At 57.4% G+C, this 20,532-nt stretch carries 15 protein-coding genes; 2 read left to right on the top strand and 13 right to left on the bottom strand.

All coding sequences use genetic code 11. The features are described 5' to 3' along the window. Window positions 1-74: 74 nt before the first annotated feature. From HY011_25660 to HY011_25650, 3 genes are all read right to left on the bottom strand, one after another. Entirely contained in the window at window positions 75-605 is a 531-nt protein-coding gene (locus HY011_25660) for a prepilin peptidase (GenBank protein MBI3426331.1), read from the bottom strand. Between the two features lie 79 nt (window positions 606-684). After that, complete coding sequence (locus HY011_25655; protein MBI3426330.1) at window positions 685-855, bottom strand: Flp family type IVb pilin; 171 nt, start codon at window positions 853-855, stop codon at window positions 685-687. Between the two features lie 131 nt (window positions 856-986). Then, window positions 987-1,157, bottom strand: coding sequence for a Flp family type IVb pilin (locus HY011_25650; protein ID MBI3426329.1), 171 nt, complete (start codon window positions 1,155-1,157; stop codon window positions 987-989). A gap of 1,394 nt (window positions 1,158-2,551) precedes the next feature. Here HY011_25650 and HY011_25645 point away from each other — a divergent pair. Further along, a complete protein-coding gene (locus HY011_25645; protein ID MBI3426328.1) occupies window positions 2,552-4,360 on the top strand; it encodes a hypothetical protein in 1,809 nt (602 codons plus the stop codon). 12 nt (window positions 4,361-4,372) lie between these two features. On the opposite strand, the gene HY011_25640 is transcribed toward HY011_25645, so the two are convergent. From HY011_25640 to HY011_25605, 8 genes are all read right to left on the bottom strand, one after another. After that, on the bottom strand, window positions 4,373-5,605 hold the full coding sequence (locus HY011_25640) for a DUF2029 domain-containing protein (GenBank protein MBI3426327.1): 1,233 nt from the start codon (window positions 5,603-5,605) through the stop codon (window positions 4,373-4,375). Window positions 5,606-5,654: 49 nt separating this feature from the next. Then, the gene (locus HY011_25635) at window positions 5,655-7,043 is read right to left on the bottom strand and encodes a DUF2029 domain-containing protein (GenBank protein MBI3426326.1); all 1,389 of its coding nucleotides are present in this window, start codon (window positions 7,041-7,043) and stop codon (window positions 5,655-5,657) included. A 37-nt stretch (window positions 7,044-7,080) separates the two neighbouring features. Beyond that, window positions 7,081-7,848: a glycosyltransferase family 2 protein gene (locus tag HY011_25630; GenBank protein MBI3426325.1), complete on the bottom strand. Its 768-nt coding sequence runs from the start codon at window positions 7,846-7,848 to the stop codon at window positions 7,081-7,083. Window positions 7,849-7,931: 83 nt separating this feature from the next. After that, window positions 7,932-8,564: a hypothetical protein gene (locus tag HY011_25625; protein MBI3426324.1), complete on the bottom strand. Its 633-nt coding sequence runs from the start codon at window positions 8,562-8,564 to the stop codon at window positions 7,932-7,934. Window positions 8,565-8,581: 17 nt separating this feature from the next. Beyond that, window positions 8,582-9,268 (bottom strand): Uma2 family endonuclease, encoded by a 687-nt coding sequence (locus HY011_25620; GenBank protein MBI3426323.1) that lies wholly within the window; start codon window positions 9,266-9,268, stop codon window positions 8,582-8,584. A gap of 83 nt (window positions 9,269-9,351) precedes the next feature. After that, window positions 9,352-12,132 carry a pyruvate, phosphate dikinase gene (locus HY011_25615; protein MBI3426322.1) on the bottom strand — a complete coding sequence of 927 codons (2,781 nt, stop codon included), beginning with the start codon at window positions 12,130-12,132 and terminating at the stop codon, window positions 9,352-9,354. A gap of 74 nt (window positions 12,133-12,206) precedes the next feature. Then, window positions 12,207-12,980: a DNA repair protein RecO gene (recO, locus tag HY011_25610; protein MBI3426321.1), complete on the bottom strand. Its 774-nt coding sequence runs from the start codon at window positions 12,978-12,980 to the stop codon at window positions 12,207-12,209. 128 nt (window positions 12,981-13,108) lie between these two features. Then, window positions 13,109-13,726: a sigma-70 family RNA polymerase sigma factor gene (locus tag HY011_25605; protein MBI3426320.1), complete on the bottom strand. Its 618-nt coding sequence runs from the start codon at window positions 13,724-13,726 to the stop codon at window positions 13,109-13,111. A gap of 562 nt (window positions 13,727-14,288) precedes the next feature. Here HY011_25605 and HY011_25600 point away from each other — a divergent pair. Next, window positions 14,289-17,006: an SBBP repeat-containing protein gene (locus HY011_25600; protein MBI3426319.1), complete on the top strand. Its 2,718-nt coding sequence runs from the start codon at window positions 14,289-14,291 to the stop codon at window positions 17,004-17,006. Window positions 17,007-17,140: 134 nt separating this feature from the next. Here HY011_25600 and HY011_25595 read toward each other — a convergent pair whose 3' ends face one another. Continuing rightward, complete coding sequence (locus HY011_25595) at window positions 17,141-20,053, bottom strand: protein kinase (GenBank protein MBI3426318.1); 2,913 nt, start codon at window positions 20,051-20,053, stop codon at window positions 17,141-17,143. A 24-nt stretch (window positions 20,054-20,077) separates the two neighbouring features. Continuing rightward, window positions 20,078-20,524 (bottom strand): hypothetical protein, encoded by a 447-nt coding sequence (locus HY011_25590; protein MBI3426317.1) that lies wholly within the window; start codon window positions 20,522-20,524, stop codon window positions 20,078-20,080. Between the last annotated feature and the right edge of the window lie 8 nt (window positions 20,525-20,532).

Below are 20,532 nucleotides of genomic sequence, written 5' to 3'. Positions count from 1 at the left end.
TGGCGCATTCACCAGCGGTATCCCAGCGGTATCCCAGCGGTATCAAGGATGCCTGCGCTCCCAGGGGCGCGCCGTTAGTTCATTGATACGTTATGCCACAGCAGCGAAAGCAAACTGCCCACCGTGATGGCGACGCCATAAGGCAGCGTTTGCCGTTTGTCGTCCGGCACGGGGAAGCGCGGCACGCTCCCCATAACCAGCCCGCCAAGAATCAGCAACACACGTTCGCTGGTTACGCGTGCCGTACCCGCATACAGCATCGAAGCCACTGCCAGCACGCCGCCCGTCAGCACGGCGATCACAAAGGTCGGCAAGACCAATTGCACGCCCAGCACTGCGCCCAGTGCAGCGAATAACTTGACGTCACCCGCGCCCAGCGCGCCAAACAGGTGCAGCAAAAACATCAAGCCAAAGCCCAGTAACAATCCTTGCAAGCTGGCGATCAATCCCGCTGTGCCCGCAAAGACAAGCCCCAATAACAAGCCGCTCAACAGTAGGGGTAACACTAACTTGTTAGGAATGCGCCGATAGCGAATATCAAAATAGCCAACCAGGATTGCCGTAATGCAACACAAGGCAGTTTGTAAGATGAGCAGACTTGGCATTTTCTTCTATCTCAGATCAAAGACGCAGGAGTGCGAATGAATCAATCGCACTCCTGCTGGAACTGGCAACAAAAAAGGGTTAGCTGATGCTGGTAATGACGCCAGTCAGCGCAGTGAGGCGGCCCTTGATCCCGCTTCCCAATTGGGTAAAGGCCGTGACGAGTGCCGCCACGACTAGCGCGGTGGCAACCGCGTATTCGGAAAGCTCAAGGCCGGATTCGTCGTTCAGGAAATTCTTGATCATGTTCATGGTGTCTGTGGTCCTTTCTAAGTTGAATGATTGTTAGGTTCAATTTGCTTGCCTCAAACACCACTTGCGATTAAGTAATGCCCAAAGACAAACAAACAGGGACAAAGTAGGGAATCGTGAAAACAAAAAAATTAACTGATGCTGGTAATGACGCCAGTCAGCGCGACGATCCGCGCCCTAATTCCGCTTCCCAAGTCAGTAAAGGCCGTAACCAGTGCCGCCACCACTAGCGCGGTTGCAACTGCATACTCGGAAAGCTCAAGGCCGGACTCGTCTTTCAGAAAGTTCTTGATCGTATTCATGGTTTCTGTGGCCCCTTCTAGCGCTAGTGTGAGCACTAAGGTAAATAGTGGTTAAAGATCGCTTGCCTGCCGTGAACATTCGTTTGCAATAAAGTAACGTCCAAGGACTAAAAAACAGGGACAAGCGGCGAAATTGTTAGAGATAGCGTTATCGAGATTATGAATAAAGCAGGGGGGTAATGATGAGATGATGATAACTAGATACACCTCGACTAACTCGCCGACGCGTCTTGTTACCAAAAAGGCTGTGACAACCAAGCGGAGCAGCCCGGAAATAGGCTGGTCAATCAGTCGGGTAAGCCTACGGCAACGCAAGCGCGCGAGCGTTTGCCATCAAAAACAACAAGCACCCTGTTAGTATCAGGGTAACTTTGAGTTCTGGATTGGTAACGAAAGAATAACTGGCAAAAACGGAACAGTTTGCCGGGACGTTTTTGAGTTACAGGAATTCGTTACGCGTAGGCGCTTCAGGAGCGAGAACTATTACAGCACGCTCTCGAAATCATCGTCAGCAGAAGGTGGAAAGGCGCAATGCTCGTGGATTTTCAGGGAAAAAACCGCACTTAAGCACACCCAAAGGTACTGACAGACAATATCCCCAAAACGGCACCAGTGACGGGGAAAGTTAATAAGGGAAAGTGATGAAGTTGAGGTGCATCCTAACTCGCCAAGGCCAAGAAGCGCGAGTTAACCCATTCCAGTTGGCACTAACACCACACGAACAACTTATCGGTTCGAGTTTTTCGCAATCGTTGCGACTTGCAAAAAGTAACAAGTTCAAACGGGGCGTAAGGAAGCTTGTTACTAACGGGGGCGGACTGTACACTAAAACTATAAGGCTGGCAACCGTTTTTATTAATTCTTCGGGGAAGATGTAATAAATCACCGGCATCCCACACGTCCGCGCCTATTTCTATGGCCGGGATGGAAAATGTAGTGTTGGCGGCGGCCCAGCCAACGGAAAATTCCCAACCTTTTAGCCTGGGAGCGCAAGCGTCCGCGCTTGCTGCGTGGCAATAGACGAAATGCTGCCGCAGGGTATCCTGTCAGCATTTTTCTTTCTGTAAATTTTTCGGTGACAACGTAGGGGCAGACCTGTGTGTCTGCCCCGGTGGCGGCAGACGGCATCGAAGGCTGCAAAAGCGACCGAGGCAGACACACAGGTCTGCCCCTACGTTGTCATCACCGGGGATTTTTTACAGGAAGGCATTTTTTCCGTCTGTGGCTATGCGGCTGGCGCGGACGCTTGCGCTCCCAGAGATAGGCTGAGTAGTGACAGGGTTTTTACAGTTGCCAGACAGGGCGCAAGCTGGCATCTTGTGCCGCGCACATTAGCCTGACAGCATTACCGCAAGTGAAGTGCACTCTCGCCAGCCTATTCCGCCAAGGTAAATATGAATCACGCTACGCTGCTCAATCAGATTTGGTCACAAGCGCGCCCGCGCACGGTGTTGCTGGTGTCTGTGTGGATACTGCTGGCCGGGCTGCTGGTCTGGGAGCCGGTGACGCATCCTGAATTTGGCCTGCGCGGCGATATGTCGCTGCATTACCACATTACGCGCGCCTATGCCCAGAGTGTGGCCGAGGGGAATTGGCTGCCGCGTTGGGCCGGACTGTTGGACGGTGGCCGGGGCGACGCGCTGTTCACCTTCTATCCGCCGCTCACCTATTTCAGCAGCCTGTTGTGGGTGAAGGTGTTCAACCTGGAACTTTTGACGGCGCTCAAACTCACCTTGGCCTTGAGCGTGTTCGCGGCGCAAGCCAGCGCTTATTATTTCGCGCGCGCCTTCTTTTCCCACGCCGCCAGCCTGAAGGTGGCCTTGCTTTATGTTGGTTTGCCCGCCTTGCCGATCCTGGGCTTGAATCGCTGCTTCCTGGCGAATGCGGTGGCGCTGAGCCTGGTTCCGCTGGCTTTACGCGGCGCCTATGAATTGCTGCTGGGCGAGCGGATGCGTGCCGGGGTGATCGCCCTGGCGCTGGGCCTGAGCGGAGTGCTGCTGTCACACGTGATCACGACCTATCTTTGTGCCATTGCCATCGCCCTGCTGACGCTCGTTTGTTGGCCGCAAACGGGTTGGCGCGGTGTGTGGCGGCTCAGTTTGGGCGGCTGTTTGGTCGTGGCGCTCACGGCGTTTTTCTTAGTGCCGCAACTGATCGAACTGCCCTGGGTGCGCGTGGAGTTACAAACTGGGCGGCACGATTATCGTGACTATTTGCTGTTTGCCGCCCCGGCTGACGCGAGCCAGCACCGGCAAGCCTGGGCTTTGTTGAATCAACTCGCCAGTTCGGCGACGTTGGCGCAGGTTGGTCTAGCGCTGCTTTGTTTGCTGGTCTGTTGGCCGTTGTTGCGATGGGGGCAACGGTTGGCGCTGCCGTTACGGTTCGCGTTGGCGCTGGTATTGTTTATGCTGAGCATCTCACTGCCAGTCACGGCCTGGGTGTGGCGCTGGCTGCCGGGTTTGTCGTTTATTCAATTTCCTTGGCGCTTTCTGCCCTTTGTTTCGCTGGCGTGTGGATTGATTGTTGCCGCTGCCCGCACAGATGGATTGCCATACTGGCTGGCGTTCAAACCGCTGTCGCGCGTGTTGCTCACCTTTTTCTTGGCGTTGTTGGTGCTGCTCAACTCCGGTCTGACCTGGGCTGGTTTACAAGGCCCCGTCTCCAAGCTAACCGCGACTCAGACGCTGCAACTCATGAACGAACCCGCTGGCGCAAAACTGTCAATGGACGCACTCGCGCGGTTCGAAGGTGAAGACAGCCTGCGCGTCAAGGCTTACACCAGTAATCACATTTATTACCGGCCACGCGGAGCCGAATTGGATGCCTACCCGCCCGCCACGCAACCCGGCAGTCTTAGCATTTTGAATGGGCGCGGTCGCATCGTCAGCCAAAGCTTGCGCAACCAACGGCGTGAATTCGTGCTGGATTGCGCCGAGGCTGTCAGCGCCCGGCTCGAAACCTATCATTACCCGCATTGGATCATCCGGCTGGATGGCCGCGAAATTCAGCCGCGGGTCGAAGCGGGCAGCGGGTTAATGTTGTTTGCATTGCCAGTAGGCCAGCACACCTTGAGCGCCAGCTTCGAGCCGCGCCATTGGCTGGAACGCGTGGCGTGTTGGCTTTCGGTCTGTGCATGGGTTGGGTTCTGTGGCTGGCTAATTCAACGACGGCTAGCTCAAAGCAGGGTTGGTACGCCTACTTAGACGCAGCCAAAACTATTCCAATTGGCTTTCCACTTTTACCAGCATGACCAGTAACAGCACGAGCGCAGCCAAAGGCACGAATGTCACCAGCCCCGGCAACACCGGCACCACCGGTCGGCCCGCCGCATCAACGCCGCTCGCAAAAAGCAGCGCCACCCGGCTGTAAAGCGGCTGTGGGATAAGGGTGGCGCCCAGCGTGAGCGCCGTCGCGAACGTCCACCCGTGCGGCCACCTCTGCGCTTGCAATTGGCGCAAGAGCAAGTCACAGGCTGGCAGGGCCAGCAAGAGATAAAAACTCCAAGCGACCGGATTGAGCACCGCGCCCGCCGCCAACAAGAGTGCAAATCCTAAATCGAAATGCTTGACCCGTAGCGCCCAGCGCAAGGCGGCAGCCAGGAATAACAGCGGCAACAACACCGCCAACGCCTGCGCCAGCAGCGGTGCATTCAGCAGCGGTGCGGCTGCAAAACCCTTGCCCTGGTGGGCGGCTGAAAAAAGCCTGGGGCCAATACTCCACAGCGAAAAATTGTCCTCGTGGGTTTGGTAATGTGCGGTGACCAGTGGGCCGACGCGCGTGTAGTAATCCCAAATAAGCGCCCAGCCGTGTACCAGACCGATTAGCGCATGCGCGCTGAGGCACGTCAGGGCAGCGGCCCAGACCGGCCGTCTTTGCCGCCGCCACAGCAACCAGAGCAAGAGCGGCCAGCCCATCAACTTCAGCAGCAATAACACCCCCAACAATGCGCCGCCCAATTTTTCCCAGCCGTGTCGCAGCGCCAGCCAGGCGGTCAAAAATAAAACCAGCAGCAAAAGCGTTAATTGCCCGATCCATAACTCGCCATAGAGCGGCGGCCAGCCTAGCAGGACGCAGATTGTGAGCGGAACGTGCTGACGATCCAGCGTCACATGCGCAAGCCGCTGCCATAAAAGTACGGCCAACAGCAGACAGCACAATTCAAACACCAACCAAAGTTGCGCCGCTGCACCGAAGCCAAACCAGGTCAGCGGCAAACAAAGCCAGCCCACCACCACCGGATGCGGCGTGGGATGCGGATAGCCGGAAAGGTCTACGCCCGGCAGCCACAACTTTCCCAGTTCAGGAACGGGCAGATAAGGATAGACGCCGTGCCGGATAGCTTGGGCTAACACATACTCTTGGCGAAAATCTTTGACCTGGGGCATCGTCAGTGAACTGACTACGACGATGATTCCCAACCCTGTACTGAGACTCAGTATTACGAGCAAGGCGCACTTCGTTAACTTGGGAAGGAAGGGTTGTTTCATTATCGTTTTGTCACTCTGAATCGCCGTTAAATCGAAACAACGTTCCAAACCCGGTTGGTTCGGTTGCAGCTAAAGCGGGCTTGGTGCGATCCAACCGCCACAGCAGCCATAACAACCCAATCAATGACACAGTGGGAAGCAGAAAAAGCAAACTCGGCCAAAAGGCGATGATGGGTATTCCGTCAGCAGTTTTGCCGATGATTCCAGCCGAGATCCACTGCCAATGTAAGGCACTCGCAGGGGTCAGCAACTGTAGCATGAGTAGTACCAGTCCCATTGTCTGAGCCAATGGGAATTGGCGTGCGGCGAGTTTGCTGACCGTAACCGTCAATGCTGGCGCAGCCAGTAACAAGTAATGCGACCAGACCGCCGGGCTGAGCAGCACACTCAGGCCGGTCAATAGACCGAAGGCTGTGTCCAGGCTTGATATTTGAAAAGCTGCTCTCAGCCCCAGCGCCAGTACCCCTACCGTAATCAGCGTACTTGAGACCCAGGCCAACGTCGGTGAGTTGTACAACGGCACTAACTTGTGATCCCAACCCATTTCCGAAAAGAGGTGCAGCCCCAAGGCTGAGGCCGAGAGATTAAATTCAAACGTTCGGACATACGCGCCAATGGGAATGATCTTCAGGTAATAGGTCTGAATTGCCGCCGGCCCAAGAAAAAACAACGCCAAGAGATTCGCCGCAATGACCACACCGGCTGAGGCGGCCACGCATTTCCAGCGGCGTTGTAGTAGTAAAAAAAGCACCAGCGGCCAGGCAATCCATTTGAGCGCAATCGCCGCACCCAGCCAGACGCCGCTGCACCATGCACGCCCGGCCCGCAAGGCTAGCCAGCTTCCCGTCAATAACAACAGCATCAGCGCATTCAGTTGTCCGTACCAAAGCTCTGCTTCGACAGCGTGGAAACCGAGCGCCACCAGCAACAGCGCAACAATGAGCAACGGGCGCAACGGCTGTCCCACCCACCGCAACAGCAAACAGAGCGTGAGCAACAGGCACACCACTTCAAACAAGAGCCAGACAAAAGAGGCTTGCCCATAGCTCAACCATCCCAATGGCGCGCTGAGCACTGCCACGACAGGTGGATGTAAAGAAGGATGCTTGATCTTGTTATATTGGCTGGCCTCGCCAACCCACCGGGTGACCAACTCATTAACTGGCATGTAGGGATTGCTGCCGTTAAGCACAGCCTTGCCCATCACATACTCCTGCAAAATATCTTTTCGATAAATATCTGGAAAACTGAACGACTGTCGCACCAGCCAAACTCCCAGCAACCCATTGAGCATCGCTGCGAGTAGGAGAATAAAGCGCAGGGGTTTCAAAACGACAGTAAGCGTAGTGTTTGGCATTTGGTTATTGATTGCGACCCCAACGGCGGATCGCTCAATCACTCCATCATTTTTGGCAGGCGGGCAGGCAGTGAATGCTTTAGGCGACTTTGACGATTTCGACTTCCTGCGGGCTAGGCGGATCGTGTTTGGCCTCCGTGGAAGCAAACAGCTGAGGCTTCATCACGCCATGCAAGGCCCCACAAGTCAGCACGCTGGTTTGCAACACGCCCAAGCCGTATTGCACCGAGCGCCGGAAACTGATCGAACTCGATTCGGGCGCGTAGCGGGTGGGACAACTCAACTCGCCGATGTGAAAGCCCGCATAAATGACCTGGCAGAGCATTTGATTGTCGAAGATAAAATCGTCGCTGTTGCGCTCGAAAGGAATCGTTTCGAGCACCCGGCGCGAAAAGGCGCGATAGCCGGTGTGGTATTCGCTCAGCTTGTGATGCGTCAGCAGATTTTGCACGGCGGTCAGGAAGCGGTTGGCGATGTATTTATATCGCGGCATGCCGCTGGCAATCTGGCCTACGCCCAGAATGCGTGAGCCGAGCACGCAATCGTACACACCGGTGGAAATCATACTGGTCATGGCGGCCAGCAGTTTGGGCGAGTACTGGTAATCGGGATGCAGCATCACCACCACATCCGCGCCCAAACTGAGCGCGTAGCGGTAACAGGTTTTCTGATTGCCGCCGTAGCCACGATTGCGCCGGTGCCGCAGCACGTGCACGGGTAAGGTTTGCGCGATTTCGACCGAGCGGTCGCTGCTGGCATCATCCACCAGCACCACTTCGTCAACCACGGCGCGGTCAATGGCCTGGTATGTTTGCAACAGCGTGGCCTCGCAGTTATAGGCCGGCATCACGACCACGACGCGCTGATTGTTGGATGGCATAGTTGATAACTCCTGCTCAAAAGGACTTGCTGCCCACAAGGCGGCGGAAATCAAAAATCATCGTCTTCAGTTTCTGGCAAAAGCTCTTGCGCCACCAACTCACGCCACAAAGACAACACCGCAGCATCAGCCTGTGCGACGTTCAAGCATTCGGTCACCGGGCCGGGATCACATTTGAGTCCTGGAAAGGCCAGCAACAGCACAACCAAGTCGCGGCGATCCGTCCACGATTTCGATTTGCCGCGCCGCTGGTAATGCGAAATGACTTTGCTCGCAATCAATTCAGCAGGTGACAAAACCTGTATTCCATCCAGCAATTGCAATTGAGGGAATGAAGCAACAGCGCGCACATCTACCAAATGCCGATTGCCGGTCTTTTGCAACTGAAACACGCGATAGCCTGCACCTTCTTTGATTTCGCGCACACGCACAGCAATGTGAAAATGATCTGCCAAATGAGCGCGCAACTCTTCGGCCAAGTCTGCCGCTCGCGTAGACATCAAATCTACGTCTTGCGTCGCACGTGGTTCATTAACGTAAACGTTGACGGCTTGTGCGCCAAACAGGACGACATCCTTCCGCCCGCGCACAAAGTCTATGACGGCATTTTGAATCGTGGTCAGCGGCAGCGGCTCTTTCAGCACGATCTCCCGGAAATTGATTGTGTCGGCGACGAAAACCATCAAATTCTCCCGAGTTCTTACTGCCGCGTCGTTGGCTGCGTTTGTACCCATTGCCGGAAGGCCCGCAAGGTGGCGCTTTGGCCTTCCGTCAGGCTGCGTTCGAGGTACTCAAACAAAATTGCCCCGGTCAGAAAAGGGAAAGTCAGGCTCCTCTCGGCTTCCACATAACCCGCTTCGGTCAGGTGATAGATTTGCAGTTGCCCTTCATCACAGCGCCAGATTTCAGGCACGCCCAGCTTGGCGTAAGTGGCAAAGCGGCCCAGCGATTCGCTGGTGATGTCAACTTCGACCGCAATGTCCGGCGGTGGTGGCGGCGTTTGCGGATCGAAACGCTTAATGCCAAGAATGCTCGCTACATTGGCAATATAAAAGCACTCATCAGGTTCCAACCCGGCAGCCCAATCTTCAAACTTATAGGTCGTCGAACCAAGGTCTTCCAGATCCAAGCCGAGTTCATCCGTCAACAAACTCATGAGGCGTGCAAGAAATGCTTTCCATCGTTCGTGAATGGCTGTTGGCATATTTACCTCCAGTCTGCCGAGGTCATAGCTGATGCGAGCCTTGTATCCCGCGCCGAGATCATTGAGTAAGGCTTCATAAGCCGCCCACGGCACGTGATGGAAAATCAGCGTGCCGCCTTCAGGTAGATGGGCAATGGCGTCAAGATAATCAGTGGTTGGTTTTCGGCTTGCCGCTACAGTCATTGTTTTTTACCTCTGAAAACGAATGCGGGTTGAAAGCGCTATGACTTTCAACCCGCATTCTACTTGCGCGAATTGTGTTTTGACTAGGCCGTCGCCGAACTCGCCTGCGTGCCCGTCTCATCCGCAATCGCCGCGTGTGCTGCCGCCAGCAACGCGATGGGTACGCGATAGGGCGAGCAGCTCACGTAATTCATCCCCACCTTGTGGCAGAAGATGACGGATTCGGGATCGCCGCCGTGTTCGCCGCAGATGCCGACTTTGAGATCAGCCTTGGTCGAACGGCCTTTCTTGATGCCCATGTCTACGAGTTGGCCGACGCCTTCCTGGTCGAGGACTTGGAAGGGATCGTCCGCGTAAATCTTCTTGTCTACGTAAGCAGGCAGGAATTTGCCGGCATCGTCGCGGCTCAGGCCCATCGTCATTTGCGTCAGGTCGTTGGTGCCGAAGCTGAAGAACTCGGCGACTTCGGCAATTTGATTGGCGGTGAGCGCGGCGCGCGGAACTTCGATCATCGTGCCGACGAGGTAATCCACCGTGACGCCTTCTTTCTCGAAGACTTCAGCGGCGACACGACGGACGACATCCGCTTGCAGCTTGAGTTCGGCGACGTTGCCGACGAGCGGAATCATGATTTCCGGCTTCACCGTCTTGCCTTCGTTTTGCACGATGACGGCGGCCTCAAAGATGGCGCGCGCCTGCATTTCGGTGATTTCGGGATAGATGATGCCGAGACGGCAGCCGCGATGACCTAGCATGGGGTTGAATTCGTGCAGCGATGCGACCTTGGCCTTGGCCTCTTTGAACGGCATTTTGATTTTGCCCGCGAGGTCTTTGAGCGTCTTGTCGTCGTGCGGCACGAATTCGTGCAGCGGTGGATCAAGCGTGCGGATGGTGACGGGGAAGCCGTCCATCGCGCGGAAGATGCCGACGAAATCTTCCCTTTGAAGTTCTAGCAGATCAGCCAAAGCGCCGCGATAAAGCGCGCTGGGTTTGGCGATCTTCTTTTCCAGGTTTTTGACGCGTTTCTTGGCGTCTTTCAGTTTTTCGCCGCTCGCTTTTTCGACTTCGGCTTTGGCGGTGTCGAGCTGCGTTTCGAGCGACTTGTAATCGCCGGAGGAAAGGATCATCTGGCGTACACTGTCAATACGCGTGCCTTCGAAGAACATATGTTCGGTGCGGCAGAGGCCGATGCCTTCGGCGCCGAAACCGCGCGCGACTTCGGCATCGTGCGGCGTGTCGGCGTTGGCGCGCACGCCGAGCTTGCGGAATTCGTTGACCCATTCCATCAGCGTGCGGAAATCGCCGCTGACTTCGGGCTTGATGAGCGGCACTTCGCCGAGAATCACTTCGCCGGTCGAACCGTTGAGCGTGAGCGATTCACCTTTCTTGACGACGATGTCGCCGACGGTGAATTGCTGGTTGGCGTAATCCACGGCGACATCGCCTGCGCCCGCGACGCAGCATTTGCCCATGCCGCGCGCGACCACAGCAGCGTGCGAAGTCATACCGCCACGCGCCGTCAAAATGGCTTGCGCCGCGACCATGCCGTGGAAGTCTTCGGGCGAGGTTTCGGTGCGGACCAAGATAACTTTTTTGCCGTCTTTGGCCAGCGCGTCGGCTTCATCCGGATCAAAGACCGCCGTGCCGGTCGCCGCGCCGGGCGAAGCGGGCAGGCCCGTCGTGATGACGTTCAGCTTGGCAGCCGGATCAATGCGCGGGTGCAGCAATTGATCGAGTTGCGCGGGTTCGACGCGGGTGATGGCAGTGCGCTTGTCAATTGCGCCTTCGTTGACCATGTCCACCGCGATCTTGACGGCGGCTGCCGCAGTGCGCTTGGCGTTGCGCGTTTGCAGCATATAGAGCTTGCCTTTTTCGATGGTGAATTCGAGGTCCTGCACGTCTTTGTAATGGCCTTCGAGCTTGGTGGCGAGCGCCGCGAACTCGTTGTACATATCCGGCATTTCTTCGTGCAGTTGGGCGATTTTCTTCGGGGTGCGGATGCCCGCGACGACGTCTTCGCCCTGCGCGTTTTGCAGGTATTCGCCGTAAAGGACGTGTTCGCCAGTCGCCACGTCACGCGTGAAGGCGACGCCCGTGCCCGAATCTTCGCCCAGGTTGCCGAAGACCATCGTTTGCACATTCACGGCGGTGCCGAGGTTGTCGTCAATCTTGTTGATGCGGCGATAGTCTTTGGCGCGGCGGCCATTCCACGACGCGAAGACGGCCTGGATGGCGTACTTCAACTGCTCTTTCGGATCGGTCGGGAAGTCCTTGCCGGTCTCTTTCTTGACGATCACTTTGTAATCGGCGACGACCTTGGCCAGCGTCGCGGCGTCAACGGCGGTGTCTTCTTTGACGCCGAGTTGCTTTTTGTAGCCTTCAAAGACGTGCTCGAACTTCTCTGATTCAATGTTGAGCACGATCTTGCCAAACAACTGAATGAAGCGGCGATAGGCGTCCCACGCAAAACGTTCGTTGCCCGTCAGCGCGGCCAAACCATTGAGCGTCTCGTCATTCAAACCGAGGTTCAGCACGGTATCCATCATGCCCGGCATCGAGAATTTCGCGCCCGAACGGACGGAAACGAGCAGCGGGTTTTCAACACCGCCGAATTGCTTGCCGGTGACGGCTTCGATATTGGCGAGCGCCGCCAGCGTTTCATCCCACATGCCGGTGGGGAACTTTTCGCCCTCGGCGTAATAGGCGTTGCAAGCCTCGGTCGTAATCGTGAAGCCCGGCGGTACGGGCAAACCCGCGTTGGTCATCTCGGCCAGGTTCGCGCCTTTGCCGCCCAGCAAGCCCTTCATATTCGTATTGCCTTCGGCCTTGCCGCTGGCAAATGTGTAAACATATTTCTTCGACATCGTTGTTTGTGATCTCCCTGTAAAGTTTGAGGCTAGGGGCTAGGGGCTAGGGGCTGGCGATGAAATTCCAGCCCCTAGCCCCTAGCCCCTAGTTCTCCCGGTTTCAACCGGTCTAGCATCTCGAATGATTTGAGTTCGCGTTCCAGAATGCGCGCGATGAGTTTGGTCGTCAGCGCGCCAAGTTGCAGCAGTGTCTGCTCATCTGGTGCTGCGTCCAGCAATTTGTGCGGCGGTTGGGCCAGCATTGTGGCGACCAACTGCCTTGTGCGCGGGGCTAACTCGTCGCCCACGCCCGCGCCGCAGTTGTAACAACGCGGCAAGCCTTCATTGTTGAGCCAGACGCGCTCTTCGGCGGTAAAAACCGTTTGGCATTGACCGCAGCGGCGCAGGTCGGCGAGAAAACCGGCCAGCTTCAACAACCAGAGTTCAAAGTACCGTGTCAGCAGCACCGCTTGTTGATCCGAAGCCTTGCCGAGCGCCTCGACCGTCGCGCCAATCAGCCGGTAAAGCACCTCGTTCGGTTCGTGATCGGGGACGAATTCTTGCAGCAATTCTGACAGGTAATGCCACACGCCCAGCCGTTCGCTGCTGACATTTGAGACAAAGGGCGAGCGCAGGATTTCGCAACTGGAAATCGAGACTAACTCTTTGGCCTCGTTCTGGTAATAGGTGAGTTGCACCTCGGTGAACGGTTCCAGACTCGCCCCGAAACGGCTGCGCAAACGCCGCGCGCCCTTGGCTACGCCGCGCACCTTGCCCGCCGCGCGCGTCAAAAACACGCAGATTTTGTCGGCTTCCTTGAGTGTAAAGGTGCGCAGCACATAGGCTGGCGTATCGTGCAAAGGCATAAGAAGGCATCGTAATTGGTCAAACCGAATTAGTAAAGTTGCGGTAAAACGCCGCGCAGTTTGTTGATGAGCCTGGCTGATTGGGGCAATGAACGGCGTGAATCGTAGGCAGCGGCAAGGCCACGGGGTTAGTCATTTCCCGTCAGCCCCGTCGGTCCCGCCGATTCGCCCGGCTGGTTGCCGATGGCGCGCGCCAGCCAGAGTTTGGCCGTGCTCCAATCGCGTTTGACGGTCTTCGCCGAAATGCCCAGCACTTCGGCGGTCTCTTCGACGGACAAGCCGGCAAAGAAACGCAACTCGACGACGCGGCCTTGGCGCGGGTCGAGCCGTTCCAATTCGGTGAGCGCGGCATTGAGCGCCAGCACATCCAGCACGGGCTGGGCGGGAAAATCTGCGGCGGCGGATAGCGACAGCATTTCGCCGCCGCTATCGCGTTTGGCGGCCCGCTTGACGCGCGCGTGATCAACCAGAATGCGCCGCATCAACGTTGCGGCGATGCCGAAGAAATGCGCGCGGCTTTGCCACTCGATCCGGTCAATCTCGATCAGCCGTAACCACGCTTCATGCACCAGCGCCGTCGGCTGCAACGTGTGTCCGGCGTGTTCGCCGCGCAAGTAATGAGCCGCCAGCCGCCGCAATTCGGCATAGACGACAGACATCAATTCCTGCATCGCCGCTTCATCGCCCTGCCGCCAGGCCCGCAGCAATTGCGTTACGTTGATGGTTGGCTTGTTCTGCTCGGCCATAACCATGTGTCCTTGGGTGGCCCTTGCGCTAGTGCTGCATCAAGTTGAAAACGCTGGCGGTTGCCGCCGTTCTGGTGCCTCTCAATTTCAAGTTGATGAAGTACTAGCAACAATGGTCAAAAATGATTTTCGGGATGACCCCTGATTTCCCGGCTTTGCGCCTTACAGCATGAAGTCTTGTGCCGTCTTGCGACGGTTGGCCCAAATCATCAGGCGGAGGCCTGACGAATGTCAAAGGAGCATTGCCGTGAAAAAAACAACCCTACCCAGTAACCGATTTTGCCGCGCTACAACAGCCGCACTCACCCTGAGCTTGGCAAGCCGCTGGCACCAGCGTCAAACAATCGCCAAGCTGACCAGCGCGCTTTTCGTCATTAGCCTGGTCTTGCCCAGCCCCTCTTTGGGCCGGAGGGCTGAGTCAAACCCTGGCAGTAAAGCGAGCGCCGCTCAACCATTGGCGGCGGCCACAAGCTTGGTTCAACCTGCTAAGGCGACGAACGCGCGGGTGAGCGGGGCGTATGGAAAGTTGCCGTTGAGTTTTGAAGCCAACCAAGGACAAAGCGTGGCTGAAGTCAAATTTAGCGCGCGCGGTGTTGGCTATAACCTCTATCTAACCGCGACCGAGGCGGTGCTGGCCTTTATCAAACCAGGCGCGGGCCAGCGCGAAAAGAAGGTGCGCGCGGCAAGCACGCAAGCGCGGGCGGTTGCCAGCGCAGCCGTGCGGATGCAGTTCGTGGGCGCGAATCCGGCGGCCTCGGTCGTGGGTTTGGAAGAACTGCCCGGCAAAAGCAATTACTTCACTGGCTCAAACCCTGGGCAGTGGCGTACAGACGTGGCCCACTACGCCAAGGTGCAATGCCGGGCGGTCTACCCCGGTATTGATTTGGTCTACTACGGCAATGAGCGGCAACTCGAATATGACTGGGTGGTCGCGCCAGGCGCTGACCCTAACCGCATCCAACTGGCCTTTGCGGGCGCCAAACAGGTGCGGATTGACGCGCGCGGCGATCTGGTGATTAAGACCGCTATGGGTGAAGTGCGGCAGCACACGCCGGTCATTTATCAAAACAGCGACGGCGCGCGCCAACCCGTCGCGGGCCGCTTCGTGCTCAGGGGCAAGCGCGTGGCCGGTTTTGAGGTCGCCGCGTATGACCACAGTAAGTCGTTGGTGATTGACCCCACACTTGTCTATTCAAGCTATCTCGGCGGCACCGGCACCGATAGCATCAGCAAAGTAGTGACGGATGCTGCCGGCAATGTTTATCTGGCAGGCTATACCGCGGCCGCCGATTTCCCGACCGCCAATGCCTTGCGCGCGACGAAGAGCGCGGGAGACGACGTGTTCGTGGCGAAGCTCAATCCGGCTGGCACGGCGCTGATTTACTCCACCTACCTCGGCGGCAGCGGCGATGATTATCCTGATGGCATCACCATTGATGGGGCGGGCAATGTCTATGTCGCTGGGGAGACGGAATCAACCAATTTCCCAGTAACGACCGGCGTTTTCCAGACTACTCTGGGCGGGGTCACCGATGTTTTCGTGACCAAGCTGAATGCGAACGGTGCGGCGCTGGTTTACTCTTCATATCTTGGCGGCGGTTTGGGGGATGTCGCCGGTAGCGTGGCGCTGGATACGGCCGGCAATGCTTACATCGCAGGCTATACCCGTTCGACCAATTTCCCGACCAAGAACCCCGTGCAGGCCAGCCTTAAGGGCGCCACTTGCAGCGATGCGCCCTTCTGTTATGACGCTTTCGTCACCAAGCTCAACGCCGTCGGCACGGCACTGATCTATTCCACTTACCTGGGCGGCAGCCGGAACAACGCGGCTTACGCCATTGCTGTGGACGGGGCCGGTAACGCCTATGTGACCGGGTATACCAGCTCGTCTGACTTCGCGGTCAAGAATCCCTTGCAACCAACGTTCGGCGGCGCAGTTGACGCCGTCGTCTTTAAGCTCAACGCTGACGGCACGGCGCTGGTTTATTCCACCTACTTCGGGGGGAAGGGTGAGGATGCGGGCTATGCCATCAGGGCGGATGAGGCCGGCAACGCCTATGTCGTGGGCTATACAACCTCAACCGATTTTCCTACCAAGAATCCTTTGCAGCCGGCGCTCGGCAACAGCAGCTCATTCACCGATGCTTTTGTCACGAAGATAAATCCGGCGGGGTCAGCCCTTGTCTATTCGACCTATCTCGGTGGCAGTAGCGATGATCTGGCATACGGCGTTGCGGTGGACGGGGGCGGCAACGCTTACGTGACCGGGGAGACGAGTTCAACCAACTTCCCGCGTGCGAACGCCACACAGTCAACCTATGGCGGGGCCACCGACGCGTTCGTGACGAAGTTAAACCAAGCGGGCAGCGGACTGGTCTATTCGACCTACCTCGGTGGCAGCGGCAAGGATTTGGGCATAGACCTCGCGATTGATGCAGCAGGCAATGCTTATGTGGCCGGGGAAACCACTTCGACCAATTTCCCGACCAAGAACCCGCTGCAAGCGGCGCGCAAAAGCGGCACCGACGGCTTCTTTACCAAGTTCAGCGCGGATGACCGGGCCACGAGCCTGGCAAGCATCTCGGCCGCCAGTTTCAGCGGAGCGGCAGCCGCCACCGAATCCATCAACGCCGCCTTTGGCGCTGGCCTGGCTGCGACTACCCAAGCGGCCACCACCACGCCGCTGCCGACACTGCTTGCCGGGGTCAGCGTGCGGGTCAAGGACAGCGCCGGGACCGAGCGTCTCGCGCCCCTCTTCTTTGTTTCGCCCGGCCAGATCAACTACCAAATCCCGCCGGGGACACTGCCAGGGCCTGCTGTTGTCAGCGCCTTGAGCGGGACGGCGAGCATCGCCACCGGAATGGTGCAGATCGCCCAGGTCGCGCCGGGGTTGTTCACCGCCAATGCCAACGGGCAAGGCGTCCCGGCTGCGATAGCCTTGCGCGTCAAGGCTGACGGCGCGCAAAGCACCGAGTTGGTCGCACAGTTCGACGGGACCACGTTCGTCGCGCGCGCGCTTGACCTTGGCCCCACCAGCGACCAGGTCTTCCTGGTGCTCTTCGGCACTGGTATCCGTTTCCGCAATTCGCTGACGACGGTCGTGGCGACCATCGGTGGGGCGACGTCCGAGGTTTCTTTCGCTGGGTCGCAAGGCGGGCTGGTCGGCCTCGATCAAGTCAATGTGCGCATTCCGCGTAGCTTGCTCGGGCGCGGCGAAGCGGACGTGGTGTTGACGGTGGATGGACAGGCAGCGAACACGGTCAAGGTCAACATTAAGTAGGCAGCGCGCTGCGTTAGTTTAGCCTTTGAAGAAGTGGAAGGGCTGGTCGAGCGAGTTGCTTTACCGGCCCTCTTTTGCAGGCTGAGCTATAGCCCAAGAGTTCGGTCAGCAACACCGTGGCTGGATAAGCCATTTTAACGATCCGATAATTTCGCCAGCGCCGCCTCACACTTGGCCAGTTCGCGGGCGACCTCATCAGGCTTGCCCGCATCCTTTCTGGCCAGTTTGCCCTGGCCCTTCAGTTCATTCCATAAGCTGAAGCTGCGTTGATACTGCTCACGAGCCGCTTGCCAGTTCGCTTTTTGTTCGCCGGAAGATTTTGCCTGTGCCAGCCGCGCGTAAAGCTGCCCGCACTCAAAATGCCGCAGCGCCAGGCGGCCTTTGATCCTCAAATTGGCAGGCGATTGGGTAGCGGCGGCTGCGGCGAAAGTTACCGCACGGCGCGCAGCCGCCAGCGCACCATTCAGGTCGCCCATTGCCGCGAGTACAGTGCCGACTCCGCCTTCATCAATGGCGAGATCGTCACGATGACGAACATTATCCGGCTCGGCGGCAAGCAGCGCTTCATTGAGAGCAACGGCTTTGCGATAGTTCTCCAAGGCGGCGTGAGGGTCATGCGCAGAGGCTTGCGCGTCGGCCAGAAACTGCCAGGTATTAGCAAGGTCTTGTTGATGCTCTGCGCTTTTAGGATCAGCCGCCGCCAGTGCTTCGCTGATGGATAATGCTTTGCGGTGCGCTGCTATTGCACTTGCCGTGTCTCCCGTCGCCCGCAAGTCTCGACCTAATGAGTTGTAGCTGACACTGAGGTTGCGGCGGAGGAGTGCATTTTTAGGATCGGTCGCAGACATCCCGTCCAGCGTCTGTACCGTTTTGCGGTCGTATTCGACGGCTTCAGGCATTTGACCATCATCAACGAGCGATTGGCGCAGCGTATTATAAGCAGATAGTAAATCAGTGCGGTGGGCGATGTCGTTGGGGTCTGCCACCACTGCCTGTTCAAGCAAACTTACGGCGCGGCGGCCTTGCTCGACGGCGGTCTTCAGATCGCCAATGACATCTGACAAGTGGCCGAAGTTCGCTAAGCAATTGGCGAGACTCGCGCCATATTTGAGTTGCTGCGGCGCGGCAGCAAAAAGTTCTTCGTAGAGCTTAAGCGCCTGACGATAACTCTCTACCGCTCCCGCTGTGTCGCCAAGATTGAGATAGCCATCCATGCCTTTGATGTCGCCGGTCTTTTTATCAAGTTCCGCCAACGCATAGCGGTAATCTACATTCTTAGAATCGGAGGCAAGCAACGAATTGCGAATGGCAAGCGCCTGCTCGTAGCTCCGCAAGCTGCCGCGCAAATCGTTCACGGTATAAAGCATATCGCCCAGGTCTTCTTGACCGCTCGCCAGTTCCGCTTGCACCTCTCGGTTCGCTGGCTCAGCCAGGGCCAGACGCTCACGCATTGCCAGCGATTTGCGGTAACTCTTCATCGCCCCGTCGGTATCACCGAGATTTGAGTTATTGGAGTTGCCCTGCACGCTGCCAATCTTTTCATAAGCCGAGGCTAGTTCACGTTGGAGCTGCCCGTCGCCGCCCGCTTCGCGCGCCAAGCTGTCGAGATATTCAAGCGCATCTTTGACCAATCGTTCACGCACTGGAGTCGAACCCGGCAGGTTGGCAATCGCATCGTGATAATCAAAGACCACTGCATGCGCCAGCTTGCGCACATCGTTGAAGCGTTGCTCGGCCCGCGCCCGCGCCCGTTGTGTGGTGACGATGCCAGCAATCAGGGTGAGCAGCAGCAGAGTGGCCGCGCCGAACGCCAGCTTATTGCGCTTGACGAACTTCGTGGTGCGATAGCCGAAGGTGTCTTTGCGCGCGCTGACGGGCAAGCCCTCCAAGTGCCGCCGGATGTCCTCTGAGAACTGCTCGACCGAAGCGTAACGCCGCCCAGGCTCTTTGCGCAGCGCCATTAGCACGATGTTGTCTAAATCGCCGCGCAGGCTCCGCCGCAGTTTTTCGGGACTCAACGTGCGCGGCTGGCTGGCTGGCGGTTCAGCGGTTGGTGAGGTGACGGCTGAAGCTGTTGCCGCGCGGGTGATAGCGGTGCTCGGCCTTTCCGGTTGCTCCTCGCAGACCGCCCGCATCATCTCGTGCAACTGTCCGCTCGTTGGCTGGTAAGGCGAACGGCCTGTCAACAACTCATACAAGATCACACCCAACGCATAAACGTCGCTGGCCGTCGTGATCGGTTCGCCGCGCACTTGCTCAGGACTGGCGTAAGCGGGCGTCATCAAACGTATGCCCGGCGCAGTCTGATTGAGTGTTTGCGAAGCCAGCTCCGGCGTCAGCAGCTTGGCGATGCCGAAGTCGAGCAGCTTCGGCACGCCGTCGGAAGTGACCAGGATGTTCGAGGGCTTGAGGTCGCGGTGAATGACCAGATGTTGATGCGCGAATTGCACAGCGCTACAGACCTGGCGAAAAAGCTGCAAGCGTTCTTTGAGCGAGAGCTGGCCCTGGCGGCAGTACTCATCAATCGGCAGCCCCACGATGTATTCCATCACAAGGTAAGGCAGCCCGTCCGCGCTCGTGCCGCCATCGAACAGTCGTGCGATGTTTGGATGATTGAGCGCGGCCAGAATCTGCCGTTCGTTACGGAAGCGTTCCAGCACGAAGGCGTCGTCCAGCCCGCGCTTGATCAATTTCAACGCGACTTGTTGGCGGTAATCATCAGCGCGCGTCGCCAAATAAACAGTGCCCATACCGCCCTGGCCGAGTTCTTTAATGAGTTGATAGTGGCCGAATTGCCGGCCCGCGATTTCTGTTAGCGCCCCAGCCGCCAAAAATAAAGTCTCAGCGGAATTGAACGTCAGTGCGCCGGCGGCGTCACTGAGTTTGTTTCCCGCCTCGTGGTAGCGCAGCAGGGATTCAAGCTCAGCCCGCAATTCCGTGTCATCGCCGCAAGCTTCGGTGAGCAGACCCGCACGTTGGTGCTCGTCGTGTTCCAACACTTCCTCAAGAATCGTTTTCAGTTGATGCCAACGATTATTAGAACTCATAGCGGCACTCCAGCTTTTAACGTGCTACTTTTTGCTAGGTCTGGGCTTAGGATTTTGCGCGGGTGTTGCCGTAGCGGCAGGCGATTCGGCAGCAAGCGGCTCCATTTTGTCTTTCACGATCACGCGCGCCTTGGCAAGCTTGGTCGGCTGTCCGCCCGGTTGGCGGATGATCCACACCGGGCCACTTTGCGGATCATTTTGCGCGCCTTCGACCACGCCTAAATAGCGGCCACTGCTGACGCCATACGCATGTTTGCCGACACTCGGGTCGCGCGGCGGCGGCTGATTCATTACGTAATAGTAAACAGTCGAAGCGATGGCTGCGATAAACAAGGCCATTAAGACATGCTTGAAGAGCGAAAAGAAGAACTTCCACACCAGCCAAAGAATGGCCGCGACAATCAACAACGCAATCGCGGCCAGCATTTGCCGCGTGTAAGAGTCGCCGAAGACCGAGTTGAAGATGTCCATAGGCTGCG

This window comes from Acidobacteriota bacterium (assembly GCA_016196035.1).
Lineage (GTDB): Bacteria > Acidobacteriota > Blastocatellia > RBC074 > RBC074 > JACPYM01.
The sequence above is the reverse complement of the archived record's forward strand: the minus strand, read 5'-3'. Positions and strand labels throughout refer to the sequence as shown.